Genomic DNA, 12,404 nt, shown 5'->3' with positions numbered 1-12,404 from the left:
GAGGCAGGTCTGGTTCAAGGAACTCAGTAGTCGTTGCCGCTGCGAGCGGGCAACTGACTGTCAGGAGCAAGGTCGCCGAACCGCGTGACCGAGGCTTCGAAGGCCAGGTCGACGGTGCCTGTCGGGCCGTGGCGCTGCTTGCCGATGATGACTTCGGCCTTGCCGTGCGCAAGACTCATGTCAAGCTGCCACTTCTCGTGTTCAGGCGTGCCCGGGCGGGGCTCCTTCATCGCGAGGTAATATTCCTCGCGGTAAACGAACAGCACGACGTCGGCGTCCTGCTCGATTGATCCGGATTCACGCAAGTCGGAGAGTTGCGGCCGCTTGTCGTCGCGCGATTCAACCTGTCGTGAAAGCTGCGACAGCGCGATCACGGGAACGTTGAGCTCCTTGGCCAGCGCCTTCAGGCTGGTCGTGATCTCCGTGATTTCCTGTACGCGGCTATCGCTGGCGCGCTTGCCTGAGCCGGACAAGAGCTGGATGTAGTCGATCACGAGCAGATCGAGGCCCTTCTGCCGCTTGAGCCGGCGCGCGCGCGCCATCAGTTGCGCGATCGACAGACCGCCGGTCGCGTCGACATAGAACGGCAGCGATTGCAGCTCGATCGAGACCTGGCGGATCTTCTCGAAATCGGCCTCCGAGATGCCGCCGCGGCGGATGTGGGAGGAGGGGATGCCGGTGCGCTCGGCCACGATACGCGTGGCGAGCTGGTCGGCCGACATTTCGCAGGAGAAGAAGCCGATCACGCCGCCATTGGCCGCCCTCATGGTGCCGTCGGCCTGGAGCTCGCCGACATAGGCCTGCGCGACGTTGTAGGCGATGTTGGTCGCCAGCGACGTCTTGCCCATGCCGGGGCGTCCCGCGACGATGATGAGGTCGGAGTGCTGCAGGCCGCCCATCTTGGTATCGAGGTCCCGCATGCCCGTCGAGATGCCGGACAGCTTTCCGTCGCGCTGGAACGCCTTCGCCGCGAGATCGACCGCGACCGTCAGCGCCTGCGAGAATTTCTGGAAACCGCCGTCATAGCGGCCGGATTCGGCGAGCTCGTAGAGGCGGCGCTCGGCGTCCTCGATCTGTGCCCGCGGCGCGAAGTCGACCGGCGCGTCATAGGCGACATTGACCATGTCCTCGCCGATGCCGATCAGGTCGCGGCGCAGTGCGAGGTCATAGATGGTGCGGCCATAGTCCTGGGCGTTGATGATGGTGGTGGCTTCCGCCGCGAGCCGCGCCAGATATTGGCCGATGGTCATGCCGCCGACGTCGGTATCGGCGGGCAGAAACGTCTTCAGCGTGACGGGTGTGGCAATCTTGCCCATCCGGATCAGGCTGCCGGCGGTTTCGAAGATGGTTTGGTGCAGCGGCTCGAAATAATGCTTCGGCTCCAGGAAGTCGGAGACACGATAGAAGGCGTCGTTGTTGACCAGAATCGCGCCCAGAAGGCTCTGTTCAGCCTCGATATTATGCGGCGCGCTCCGATAGGCGGGAGTTCCAGGCTCGGGCGCAAGTTTCAGGACGTTCGAATCAGTCAGGGCCATGGTCGAGCGATAGCAATTTTCTTGGGCGGATGCGGGGCCGGGATAAAGCGCCGCCGCAGCCCAAAGCGGAAGCAAAAGCTCGTCGCTATCAACCGATCTTAATAGCGGTGGATGATTAGCGGCCGCAGCATGCGCCGTGCTTGACGGATTTGCGGAACCCCGCCGGCTGCGTTCGCAGCCGCGCTACGGAAAAATCCGGATGACATGAACCTTATGGGGGAGGGCGCAGACCTATTCAGACGCGTACCGAACGAGGCCCGCCCGGGAGCCTTCGGAGCCTTCGGCTCGGGTTCAGACCAGCAGGAGGTACACCAGCGCAACCAGGGCCGCTCCGACGCCGGTGGCAATCAGGGCGTAATCGGTACGGAGGCCGTCCTGCACGTCGAATGGGGATTGGGTCTCTTTGCTCATAGCGACGGTCTAGGCCGGACCCGACCAGACTTATGTGAAGCAGATCACATCTCCCCGGATTCTTTCGGGGTAGAGCCGGAACAGGCAGGCGGGCAGGGGGTTATCTTCGACCCGCCATCAGGGAGAGGCAAGCGATGCGGCCAGAACGGCAGCACCATCAGTGGCGAAGCGAGACTGGTAGCCGGCTCTGGCTGTCAGGCCTGATCGCCGCCATGCAGCACGCCGAACGCCCCGACATCCGCCGCCAGCCGGTCGCACCCGAGATCATCGCGGAACTGCGGGCGCAGCTGGCGTCAACGGCCTCTCTCCGGTCCTCGCCGATCTCGACCCTGCGTCACTAGAGCGTTTTCAAGCGAAGTGGATACCGGTTCGCGTCAAGAAAACGCGTCAAAACAGGAATCGAGAGTCCCGTTCCGATGCCATCGGAAACGGGGCTCGAGAACTCATTCACCGGCCAGCTTCAGCCTGGGCTTGGCGCCGCCTTCGATCGCCCGCAGGCGGGCTTCCTCCCGCGCGATGTAGTCCCGGGTGATCGGCACCACACCTTGACGCTTGGTGAGCTGGATCTGGAAGTTCATCATCGCCTGCTTGCGGAAGGTCATCTCGCAGGCTGCCAGGTAAAACTCCCACATCAGCGCGAAGCGCTCGTCGTAGAACTGCACGGCTTCCTCGCGCCGCGCCATGAAGCGCTCCCGCCAGGCCTTCAGCGTTTCGGCATAGTGCAGGCGCAGAATCTCGATGTCGCAGACCAGCAGGCCAGCGTGCTCGATCGCCGGTAGCACCTCCGACACGGCGGGGATGTAGCCGCCTGGGAAGATGTATTTGGCGATCCAGGGATTGGTCGAATCCGGCCCCTGTGACCGGCCGATCGAGTGCAGCAGCATGATGCCGTCCTCGCTCAGGAGCTCGGCGCAGCGCTCGAAATAGGTGTCGTAGAACCTCGCCCCGACATGCTCGAACATGCCGACCGAGACGATGCGATCGAACGGCCCGTCGATGTCGCGATAGTCCTCGAGCAGGAAGCGCGCCGATCCGCTCAGGCCCTTCTCGGCCGCACGCGAATTGGCAATCTGCAGCTGCTCGGTCGACAGCGTGACGCCGGTGACGTCGGCGCCGCCGATCTCGGCGAGGTAGAGCCCGAGACCGCCCCAGCCCGAGCCGATGTCGAGGAGGCGCTGGCCGCTTCCAATGAGCAGCTTCGCGGCAATGTGCCGCTTCTTGGCGAGCTGCGCATCGTCGAGCGTGGTCTCCGGCGTCTCGAAATAGGCGCAGCTATATTGCTTGTCGGCATCGAGGAAGAGCGAATAGAGCCTCGCGTCGAGATCGTAATGATGTGCGACGTTGCTGCGGGCGCGCGAGCGCGGATTGAACTGCTTCAGGTGCCGCGTCAGATAGCGCAGGTGCCACCAGGGTTTTGCCCACTGTGGCAATAGGTCGGGTTGATCGAGCAGGATCGCGAGCGCATCAGCTAGGGAGCCGTGCTCGACGACGAAGTCGCCGTCCATGTAGGCCTCGCCAAGCCCGAGCTCGGGGTTGATGAGGATCCTCCGCTCGGCGTCCGCGGTGAGGAAACGCACCGCGACCGGCTCGCCCGAGCCGTCGCCAAAAGTGAACTTCGATCCGCTTGCGCTGGTCACCGTCAGCGACCCGCGGCGGATGAAATGAGACAGGAATCTACGCAACAATCGGTCCATCGACACCTTCCTCTCGAGCGAACCCGAAGAGATGCGACTAACCCGGTCTTCACATCTGACGCTCAGGTCCCGCTCTGGTTCCTATGCGTTTGCATGTAAAATGTGGGGAGGATGTTCCGGACGCACTATTGCGCCGGGTTCAAAGCCGATATTCCAAAACCGCTTAACCACACCCTTGCGGGTGCGGCCTGCTTCCATTCGCGGCTCAATCCGCTAAAAGGTCACCCGCCGCCGCGCCCGCCGCCGGCTGCACCTCTCGGAATTCAATGGAGATGATGGGAATGTCGAGCCGAGCGCTCAGCCTCGCGACGGTATTGCTTCTGATCGGCTTCGGCGCGACCGATACCGTTCTTGCGCAGGCGACGAACCTCGAGGCCGGCAAAAGCCCGTCCCAGATCTTCGCGCAGACCTGCAATGCGTGCCACAAGAGCCCGCGTGGCCTGCTGAAGTCCGTCGCGCCCGGCTCGCTGCCGGGCTTCCTGCGCCAGCACTACACCACGAGCTCGGACATGGCGGGCATCCTCGCCTCCTACCTCGTCTCCAACGGCGCTACCGACACCCGCTATCAGGCCAAGGATGGCAAGAAGGACGGCGCCAAGGAGAAGGACGCGAACACCGCGCCGGGCCAGTCGCCAGAGCATCAGGGCCGCCGCCAGCGCTCCCAGGAAGCGGCCAAGCCGGAGGGCGAGGGCGTGGCTCCGCCTGCCGAGGGTCGGCAGAAGCGCGCGGCGCGGCCGAGCGAGGAGGGTGCGAACCCTGAAGGCCAGGCCTTGCCCGAGGGCCGCAAAGGCAAGCGTCGCAGCAAGCCCGGGACCGAGGAAGCACCGAAGGTCGACGCAGCTGCGCCCACCACTGAAGAGAAGAAGAGCGAGCCGAGGCCCGAGTCCAAGCCGGAGAGCAGCAAGGTCGAGCCTGACACCAAGCCCGACAGCAGCAGGGCGTCGGAGAAACCCGCCGAGCCAAAGCCTGATAGCGCCAAGGTCGAGCCGCGCAGCAGCGACGCTCCGGCGCTGCGGTCCGATCCGGTGCCGCAGGTGACGCCGGCCCCGCCACCGTTCGCGGCGAAGCCCACTGAACCGGCTGCGCCCAAGCCGGTGGAAGAGGCGGCTCCCAAGTCCGCAGCGCCCGCCGCCAGCCCCGAACCGGCAACCAGGTCGCAGGAGCCGGCGCCGCCCGCGCCCGCTGCGGCGCCGCCGCCGACGGAGTCCTCCGGCTCGCCAGCGCCGCCGATCTCGCGCTAAGTCACCTGAAATTCCCAATCGATCTGCGGAGGTCGCGTCATCGCGGCCTCCGCATCGTCTTGACCATGATTAGAGTACGACTCTAGAGTAATACTCTAGGAGGGTTGATGAGCGCGAGTGTGTCGGGGCGCGACCGCAGCGATCTCCGCGGCGAGGCCGATGCGCTGATCGCCTGCGCGATCCGTGCGCTGGTGTCGCCTGACCGCATCAACCAGGACTAAGGAGAGGCCTCATGCGAGCCGAAGCAGATCCCGAATTTGAGCCGATCGCCGCGCGCATCCACGCCAGTGTCGGCCGGCAGGGCTTTATGAATCTGGTCGGCGCCGAGCTGTCCGAATTGTCGCGCGGCACCTGCACGATCGCCGTGGACCGCCGGCCGGAGCTGCTCCAGCAGCACGGCTTCTTTCACGGCGGCGTCACCGCCTTCCTGGTCGACAACGCCACGACCATCGCCGCGGCGACCACGCGCGGCCAGCCGGCGCTGACGGCGGAATACAAGCTCAATTTGTTGTCGCCTGCGGTCGGCGACAAGCTGATCTGCCGGGCGAGGGTGATCAAGCCGGGCCGCCAGGTCTCCGTGGTCGCCGCCGACGTGTTCTGCCTCAGCGACGGTGTCGAGAAGCAATACGGCAACGGCACTGGCCTCGATCGCGATGCTGAGCGAGGATATCGGGGCCAAAACGAAAAGCCCGGCCGCTTGAGGCGGCCGGGCTTCTTTGATCGTGTTCGTCATTCCGGGTTCGGTCCTGCGGAGCGCCCCGGAATGACGGGCAAACCCGCTTACTTCTCTTCCGCAGCCGGGGCCGGCTCGACCTCGTCGTGCTGGGCTTCCGGATCGAAGAACTCGCCGGCGGCGGCAATCGCCTCGGCGGCCGCATCGCGGTCCTCGTTGCGGGTCGAGATGTCCTCGCCGCGGTTGATGCGCTCGGCCTCGTCCTGGCTGCGTGCGACCGTGACGGTGACCTCGACCTCGACCTCGGGGTGGACGGCGACGGTGATCGGGTGCTTGCCGATCGTCTTGATCGGCGCATCGAGCTGCACCTGCGGGCGGGACAGCGAAACGCCGTCGGCTTCGAACGCCATGACGACGTCACGCACCGTGACCGAGCCGAACAGCTGACCGGCTTCCGACGCCTGACGGATCACGATGATGTTCTTGCCCTCGATCTTCTCGGCGACCTTGGACGCCTCGGCCTTCGAGGCAAGGTTGCGGGCCTCGAGATCGGCCTTCATGCCGTCGTACTTGGCACGGTTGTCGGCGGTGGCGCGCAACGCCTTGCCGCGCTTGAGCAGGAAATTGCGGGCATAGCCGTCGCGAACCTTCACGACTTCGCCCATCTGGCCGAGCTTGTTGACGCGTTCCAGCAGAATGACTTCCATATTCGTTCTCCTTTTGAAGTGGTCTTTGAGTTCTGAGTTGCAGGGTTGGACTTAAGGGGTCGGCAAAGGCGGCGGCTGGCGACTGCGCAGGTAGCGCTCGCGGAAGCCGAACACCGCGTCCGCGAGGCCGAGGGCGGTCAGCAGGACGAGGCTCACGCTGAACATGAAGATGATGGCGTATGCAGCAGCGAGCCAGAACCCGCGATTGGCGAGGTCGCGCGTGATGGTGTGCAGAACGGCAAGGCCGATCAGCGCATAGGCCACCATCAAGACGGTCGTGACGATGACGGCCAGAATGCCGATCATTCCGCCGGAGAAGCTGAAGGCAAGCGCGACACAGAGCGCGACGAGCGTCATCGGTGGCAAGCTCGTGCTGCTGAGGTCCGGCCAGGGCCGATGCAGCTTGCCTGAAACAGCCGAGACTTTTGCGGCAAGCCAGAGATTGAGGGTGAGCGTCGTCATCTGCGAGGCCGCAACCAGAACCGGCGTCACGGCGACCATCAGGCTGACGCGGGGATCGCTCTCGGTGACGGTCGTGTCGCTCACCAGCGAGAAGATCCTGGCGAAGCCGCGGCGCATCGCGTCGCCGATTGCCGACGCGTCAGTCCCCAGCGACAGCAGAGATCCTGCGGTCAGAAGCGTCGCCAGCGCCGCAATCCACAGCAGGATACGTCCAAGCGGATACCATTCGACATGGAGGGCAGTCGCATCCGTGACCGCCGCACCGCCGGTCGCGGATCGTCCAAGCATGGCAAGATGCCCGAGCCACCAGGCCGGCAACGCGATCGCAAGACCGTAACCCAAGGCCAGAGGCATGCTGAGCGCACCGCCGATGACGAGCATGGCGGCGAGACCGCCAATCGCGCCGCAGAGCGGGCCCCAGGCGATCGCAGCCAGCATGAGCGGCAGGGGAGCAAGGCAAACCAGGACGAGCGAGATCAGCGCGCCCGACACGATCGAGGCGAACATCAGGGCCGACGCAGCGCCGGCGATCAGGGCTATCAGTCCAAAAGCCATCATCAGCTGTCCCGCTCCCTTCGAGCGGTTAGAGGCGTCTCGCCCCAACCATCGGCGACCGGACGACCCGGAAGCCTTATGAGATCAAAGAGTGCGACCGGCGGCGGTGGCGCCGCCGGTCGAATTCGTCTTAGCGAATGACGTAGGGCAAGAGGCCCAGGAACCGCGCGCGCTTGATGGCGCGGGCGAGTTCACGCTGCTTCTTCGCGGACACCGCGGTGATGCGGCTCGGCACGATCTTGCCGCGCTCGGAGACGTAACGCATCAACAGCTTGGAGTCCTTGTAGTCGATCTTCGGAGCATTGGCGCCCGTGAACGGGCAGCTCTTGCGACGACGGAAAAACGGACGGCGTGCACCAGCTTCAGCCATTGATCTTACTCCCCATCCGTCGTGGTTTCAGCTTCCTCGCGCGGACGGCGCGGGCCGCGATCACCGCGGAAGCCACCACCGTCACGATCGCCGCCACGGAAACCACCCTCGCGGTCGCCACGGAAGCCGCCTTCGCGCTCGCCGCGGAAGCCGCCACCACGATCGTCACGCTCGCGATCGCGGTCGGCCTTGCGCATCATCGCGGACGGGCCTTCCTCGAGCTCTTCGACGCGAACGCTGAGATAGCGGATCACGTCCTCGCTGATGCGCTCCTGGCGCTCGATCTCGGCGATCGCCGCGGACGGCGCGTCGATGTTGAGCAGCACGAAGTGCGCCTTGCGGTTCTTGTTCATGCGGTAGGTGAGGGAGCGAACGCCCCAATTCTCGGTCTTGGTGATCTTGCCGCCGAGACCTTCGACGATGCCGGTCATCTGCGCAGTCAGCTCTTCGACCTGCTGCGTGCTCGCGTCCTGGCGCGCGAGAAAGACATGCTCATAAAGAGGCATGGAAGTCCTTTCCTCATGTTGGCGCATCGCCCGGCGTCAAGCCCTTAAGAGACCTTCGGAAAGGACTCTGGGATGAAGCTCAGAAGGCGGAAACACGGGACGACGGGCCGACTGGCCCTGCCACACCAAAATCACGAATGATTTGCTGAGACCGTCCGTTCAGCTCCCGGCCGGGGTCTGCGGATGGCGCGCTTATACGGATTTTGGCCGGCTTTGCAAGGTTGCCGGCCGCCTTTTCGGCCCGGATGGTTCCGGTGCAGTCCGGTCTAACCCATCCCCCATTACCACATTCCGGCTTGAATTATTTGTTTGTATGTCATACAAATAAATCGAGCGAGAGGTCCTCATGGTCAAAAAGTCTGTCCCTGAACTAAAAGAGGCGGCTGGCGATCCCAAGCATGCGGTGCGTGCGACGCGCTCGGCCGGTCGCAAGATGCGGTCGCTGCTGCTGGACGCGGCAAGCCCGCTGTTCCGGGAGCGGGGGCTGTCAGGAGCCTCGATCACCGACATCGCGGCGGCCGCGGACGCGTTTCCGAGCCAGATCACCTATTACTTCCGCACCAAGGAGGCGCTGTTCGTCGAATGCGCCTGCCGCGACCTCCTGTATCTGGCGCGCGCGACCGAGCAGGCCGCTCAGAAGGCCCGCACGCCGGCGGAATACACCTACGCGCTCGCCGAGACCGTGACGGCAAGCGATTCGATCGCCTTCTTCGCCGAAGCCCTGACACTGACGCGGCGGCGCCAGGATCTCGCGCCTTTGGTCGAGCGCACCATCGAGCGCCTGCACAGCGAAGGCACGCGCGCCTATGCGGGCCAGGTGGCCCGCCACGGCTGGCGCTCCCTGCGCGCGCCCGACGAAAGCTCGCGGCGATTCTGGGCCGTCGCCATCGGCATCATTCTCGAAGGCTACGCCATGGGCCGCTCGCCCGAGGCGCTCTGCACCGAGATGCTGCGTGTGCTGGGCGAGCAGGCAAAATCGACAAACGATACCGCGCGCCTGCGTCTCGTCGACGAGCGCGATGCATCCGGCAACTCCAACGAGGAGGGCTAGTCCATGACCGCACTTCGCATGCGTGCCCGCGATTTCCTGACCGACGATCAACTCGCCGACGTCCGCCAGCGCGTGACGTGGAAGGGCGTGGCGCTGATCGCTCACGCCTGGGCGCTGATCATTGGTGCGATTGCGCTCGTCGCGTGGTGGCCCAATCCGCTCACTTACATCTTCGCGGTCGCCATCATCGGCTCGCGCCAGCTGGGCCTTGCGATCCTGATGCATGACGGCGCGCATGGCTGCCTGTCCGCCGACGAGAGGACCAATCTGGCGCTGAGCCAGTGGTTCTGCGCCTATCCGCTCTTTGCCGAGACGCGCAGCTATCGCCGCTATCATCTCCAGCATCATGCGCGCACCCAGCAGGAGGACGATCCTGATCTCGTGCTGTCGGCGCCGTTTCCGATCACGAAGCTCAGCTATCGCCGCAAGTTCATTCGCGACATCACCGGGCAGACCGGCTATCAGCAGCGAAAGGCGCAGCTCCTGAACGCGCTGGGGCCGAAGGATTGGCCGTGGCGCCAGCGTGTGGCGCATTTCTGGGAGAAGCTCGGCCCACAATGCCTCGTCAACGCCGCGATGTTCGCAGCGTGCGTGGCCGCCGGCGTGTGGTGGGCCTATCCGCTGCTATGGCTGGTGCCGCTGCTGACCTGGATGATGGTCATCACCCGCATCCGCAACATCGCCGAGCACGCCGTCGTACCCGACAGCAGCGATCCCCTGCGCAACACCCGCACCACGCATGCGAACTTTCTCGAGCGGCTGTTCATCGCGCCGTACTACGTCAACTATCACCTCGAACATCATCTGTTGTTCTATGTGCCCTGCTACAATCTGCCGAAGGTGCATCGCCTGCTCAGCGCGAGCCGGCATGCCGGCCGCATGGAGGTGCAGCCCGGCTACGCCGCGGTGCTGCGGCTTGCGACCGCGGAACCCGACCGGGACGACCGTCCGGGCCAGCTGGTCAACAGCGCGCGGCGCGCGCGGGCGGGAGCGGCGGTCGATGCCAACCAGACCAACGGTGGATTCTAGGGGCTCGCATCCCCAGGTGAATGCCGGCCGAACTTCCTATCTTGGCTTGACATTCCAGCCCCGGACAGTGTCTACGGCCCCCTTTGGAGCGTGATCCGGAACCATGGCCCAAGGCCGCGCGTAATCGGCTGCCGGTTCTCGCAAGTGATCACGCCCGACAAGCAGGGAGCGCCGATGACGGCAGCATTCACATTTCCGGGGCAGGGGTCCCAGGCGGTTGGCATGGGCAAGGCCCTGGCCGACGCCTTTCCGGTGGCGCGCGCCGTGTTCGACGAGGTCGATGCCGCGCTGGGAGAGAAGCTGACCGCGACCATCTGGGATGGCCCGGCCGAGACCCTCCAGCTCACCGAGAACGCCCAGCCGGCGCTGATGGCGGTGTCGATCGCCACCCTGCGGGTGCTCGAGGCCGAGGCCGGGTTTTCCGTCGGGCGGGATGCGGCCTTCGTCGCCGGCCACTCGCTCGGTGAATATTCGGCGTTGGCTGCGGCCGGCAGCCTGACGGTCTCCGACACCGCGCGGCTGCTTCGCACCCGCGGTCTCGCAATGCAAAAAGCCGTTCCTGTCGGCGTTGGCGCAATGGCCGCTCTGCTTGGCCTCGACTACGAAGCCGCCATGGAGGTCGCGGGCGAGGCCGCGCAGGGGCAGGTCTGCCAGGCCGCCAATGACAATGGCGGCGGCCAGGTGGTGGTCTCCGGCGACAAGGCTGCGGTCGACCGCGCCGTCGAGATCGCCAAGACCAAGGGCGCCAAGCGCGCCATGCTGCTGCCGGTGTCTGCGCCGTTCCACTGCAAGCTGATGCAGCCTGCCGCCGATGCCATGGCCGAGGCGCTGGCCAAGGTCGCGATCAAGGCGCCGGCGGCGCCGCTGGTGTCGAACGTGCTGGCGAGCGCCATCACCGATCCGGACGAGATCCGCCGCCGCCTGGTCGAGCAGGTCACCGGCACCGTGCGCTGGCGCGAGTCGGTTGCCTATATGGCAGGGCAGGGCGTCACGCGCTTCTTCGAGATCGGCGCGGGCAAAGTTCTGACCGGGCTCGTCAAGCGCATTGCGGACGGTGCCGTTGGCGTTGCGGTCGGCGGTCCCAACGACATTGCCGCCGCCAAGGATGCATTGGCCGCTGCGAAGCAGGCTTGAGTTTACGCACGATCGTTCCGGAAAGCCGCTACACACTTTTCCGGATCGTGCTTTGAAGGAGTTTTCGATGTTCGATCTGACTGGCAAGAAGGCGCTCGTCACCGGCGCGACCGGCGGCATCGGCGGCGCGATCGCGCAGGCGCTGCATGCGCAGGGCGCCACCGTTGCGATTTCGGGGACGCGGAAGGAAGTGCTGGATGAGCTTGCCGGCAAGCTCGGCGAGCGCAGCCACGTATTGCCCTGCAACCTCTCCAAGGCCGACGAGGTCGAGGCGCTGGTGCCCGCCGCAGAAGCTGCGATGGGTCAGGTCGACATCCTGATCGCCAATGCCGGCATCACCCGCGACAATCTCTTCGTCCAGCTCCGCGATGAGGACTGGGAGGAGGTCATCAACGTCAATCTGACCGCGACCTTCCGCCTGGCGCGCGCCGCCACCAAATTGATGATGCGCAAGCGCTTCGGCCGCATCATCGCCATCACCTCGGTGGTCGGCGTCACCGGCAATCCCGGACAGGGCAACTACACCGCGTCCAAGGCCGGTCTGATCGGCATGATCAAGACGCTGGGTGCCGAATACGCCAAGCGCGGCGTGACCGCCAACTGCATCGCGCCCGGCTTCATCAAGACGCCGATGACGGACGCGCTCAACGACAAGCAGCGCGAGACGATTCTGACCAAGGTTCCGGCCGCTCGCCTCGGGACGCCCGAGGACATTGCGGCCGCCGCCGTCTACCTGAGTTCGAACGAAGCGGCCTACGTCACCGGGCAGACCATCCACGTCAACGGCGGCATGGCCATGATCTGACGCCTCGTCCCGCGCCGCCCATATCCGCAGTGCGGGATGCGGCAAACGGCCGTTTCCGGAGCGAAATGAGGCTTATAGTCAAGGCAATTGAAGTATGATAACCGGACCTTCAACGGATGGGCAAAGAACGCCATTGCAGGTTTTTGAAACCCTGTATATTGGCGATGCCGAGCCTTGGCCGTCGTTCGCCGGGCCGTATCGTTAGGATGGGGCCAAATCAAAGTTCGTAAG

The 12,404-nt window shown here is 65.0% G+C and carries 12 protein-coding genes and 1 pseudogene; 7 read left to right on the top strand and 6 right to left on the bottom strand.

Annotated elements, in window-relative coordinates:
* Positions 1–23: 23 nt before the first annotated feature.
* Complete coding sequence (locus tag QA642_RS27600) at positions 24–1,535, bottom strand: replicative DNA helicase (protein ID WP_283079666.1); 1,512 nt, start codon at positions 1,533–1,535, stop codon at positions 24–26.
* Positions 1,536–2,080: 545 nt separating this feature from the next.
* On the opposite strand from QA642_RS27600, the gene QA642_RS27595 reads away from it, so the two are divergent.
* Entirely contained in the window at positions 2,081–2,287 is a 207-nt protein-coding gene (locus tag QA642_RS27595) for a transcriptional regulator (RefSeq protein ID WP_283079665.1), read from the top strand.
* A gap of 102 nt (positions 2,288–2,389) precedes the next feature.
* Here QA642_RS27595 and QA642_RS27590 read toward each other — a convergent pair whose 3' ends face one another.
* Complete coding sequence (locus tag QA642_RS27590) at positions 2,390–3,640, bottom strand: cyclopropane-fatty-acyl-phospholipid synthase family protein (protein WP_283079664.1); 1,251 nt, start codon at positions 3,638–3,640, stop codon at positions 2,390–2,392.
* Between the two features lie 281 nt (positions 3,641–3,921).
* Between QA642_RS27590 and QA642_RS27585 the strand changes: the two genes are divergently transcribed.
* On the top strand, positions 3,922–4,881 hold the full coding sequence (locus QA642_RS27585; protein WP_283079663.1) for a hypothetical protein: 960 nt from the start codon (positions 3,922–3,924) through the stop codon (positions 4,879–4,881).
* 232 nt (positions 4,882–5,113) lie between these two features.
* Positions 5,114–5,582, top strand: a pseudogene (locus QA642_RS27580) (PaaI family thioesterase).
* Positions 5,583–5,661: 79 nt separating this feature from the next.
* Here the strand turns inward: QA642_RS27580 and rplI are convergent.
* The 4 genes from rplI to rpsF all read right to left on the bottom strand — a co-directional run bounded on the left by rplI (position 5,662) and on the right by rpsF (position 8,154).
* Positions 5,662–6,261: a 50S ribosomal protein L9 gene (gene rplI, locus QA642_RS27575; protein ID WP_283079662.1), complete on the bottom strand. Its 600-nt coding sequence runs from the start codon at positions 6,259–6,261 to the stop codon at positions 5,662–5,664.
* 51 nt (positions 6,262–6,312) lie between these two features.
* Positions 6,313–7,281 carry a DUF2232 domain-containing protein gene (locus QA642_RS27570; protein ID WP_283079661.1) on the bottom strand — a complete coding sequence of 323 codons (969 nt, stop codon included), beginning with the start codon at positions 7,279–7,281 and terminating at the stop codon, positions 6,313–6,315.
* Positions 7,282–7,408: 127 nt separating this feature from the next.
* Positions 7,409–7,648, bottom strand: a complete 240-nt coding sequence (gene rpsR / locus QA642_RS27565; protein WP_007592020.1) for a 30S ribosomal protein S18 — start codon at positions 7,646–7,648, stop codon at positions 7,409–7,411.
* Between the two features lie 5 nt (positions 7,649–7,653).
* Complete coding sequence (gene rpsF / locus QA642_RS27560) at positions 7,654–8,154, bottom strand: 30S ribosomal protein S6 (protein WP_283079660.1); 501 nt, start codon at positions 8,152–8,154, stop codon at positions 7,654–7,656.
* Positions 8,155–8,500: 346 nt separating this feature from the next.
* Between rpsF and QA642_RS27555 the strand changes: the two genes are divergently transcribed.
* From QA642_RS27555 to fabG, 4 genes are all read left to right on the top strand, one after another.
* The gene (locus tag QA642_RS27555; protein WP_283079659.1) at positions 8,501–9,205 is read left to right on the top strand and encodes a TetR/AcrR family transcriptional regulator C-terminal domain-containing protein; all 705 of its coding nucleotides are present in this window, start codon (positions 8,501–8,503) and stop codon (positions 9,203–9,205) included.
* 3 nt (positions 9,206–9,208) lie between these two features.
* Entirely contained in the window at positions 9,209–10,234 is a 1,026-nt protein-coding gene (locus QA642_RS27550) for a fatty acid desaturase family protein (protein ID WP_283079658.1), read from the top strand.
* 174 nt (positions 10,235–10,408) lie between these two features.
* Positions 10,409–11,368, top strand: coding sequence for an ACP S-malonyltransferase (fabD, locus tag QA642_RS27545; protein WP_283079657.1), 960 nt, complete (start codon positions 10,409–10,411; stop codon positions 11,366–11,368).
* A 67-nt stretch (positions 11,369–11,435) separates the two neighbouring features.
* The gene (gene fabG, locus QA642_RS27540) at positions 11,436–12,173 is read left to right on the top strand and encodes a 3-oxoacyl-[acyl-carrier-protein] reductase (protein WP_283079656.1); all 738 of its coding nucleotides are present in this window, start codon (positions 11,436–11,438) and stop codon (positions 12,171–12,173) included.
* Positions 12,174–12,404: the final 231 nt, after the last annotated feature.

The sequence above is a fragment of the Bradyrhizobium sp. CB2312 genome, assembly GCF_029714425.1.
Lineage (GTDB): Bacteria > Pseudomonadota > Alphaproteobacteria > Rhizobiales > Xanthobacteraceae > Bradyrhizobium.
This window is presented reverse-complemented; position numbering and strand designations above follow the sequence as displayed.

Coding starts and splice junctions, on each gene's coding strand:
- rpsF (WP_283079660.1), bottom strand. CDS start 8,154: ATGCCTCTTTATGAGCATGTCTTTCTCGCGCGCCAGGACGCGAGCACG.
- QA642_RS27550 (WP_283079658.1), top strand. CDS start 9,209: ATGACCGCACTTCGCATGCGTGCCCGCGATTTCCTGACCGACGATCAA.
- rplI (WP_283079662.1), bottom strand. CDS start 6,261: ATGGAAGTCATTCTGCTGGAACGCGTCAACAAGCTCGGCCAGATGGGC.
- rpsR (WP_007592020.1), bottom strand. CDS start 7,648: ATGGCTGAAGCTGGTGCACGCCGTCCGTTTTTCCGTCGTCGCAAGAGC.
- QA642_RS27595 (WP_283079665.1), top strand. CDS start 2,081: ATGCGGCCAGAACGGCAGCACCATCAGTGGCGAAGCGAGACTGGTAGC.
- QA642_RS27585 (WP_283079663.1), top strand. CDS start 3,922: ATGTCGAGCCGAGCGCTCAGCCTCGCGACGGTATTGCTTCTGATCGGC.
- QA642_RS27570 (WP_283079661.1), bottom strand. CDS start 7,281: ATGATGGCTTTTGGACTGATAGCCCTGATCGCCGGCGCTGCGTCGGCC.
- QA642_RS27600 (WP_283079666.1), bottom strand. CDS start 1,535: ATGGCCCTGACTGATTCGAACGTCCTGAAACTTGCGCCCGAGCCTGGA.
- QA642_RS27590 (WP_283079664.1), bottom strand. CDS start 3,640: ATGGACCGATTGTTGCGTAGATTCCTGTCTCATTTCATCCGCCGCGGG.
- fabG (WP_283079656.1), top strand. CDS start 11,436: ATGTTCGATCTGACTGGCAAGAAGGCGCTCGTCACCGGCGCGACCGGC.
- fabD (WP_283079657.1), top strand. CDS start 10,409: ATGACGGCAGCATTCACATTTCCGGGGCAGGGGTCCCAGGCGGTTGGC.
- QA642_RS27555 (WP_283079659.1), top strand. CDS start 8,501: ATGGTCAAAAAGTCTGTCCCTGAACTAAAAGAGGCGGCTGGCGATCCC.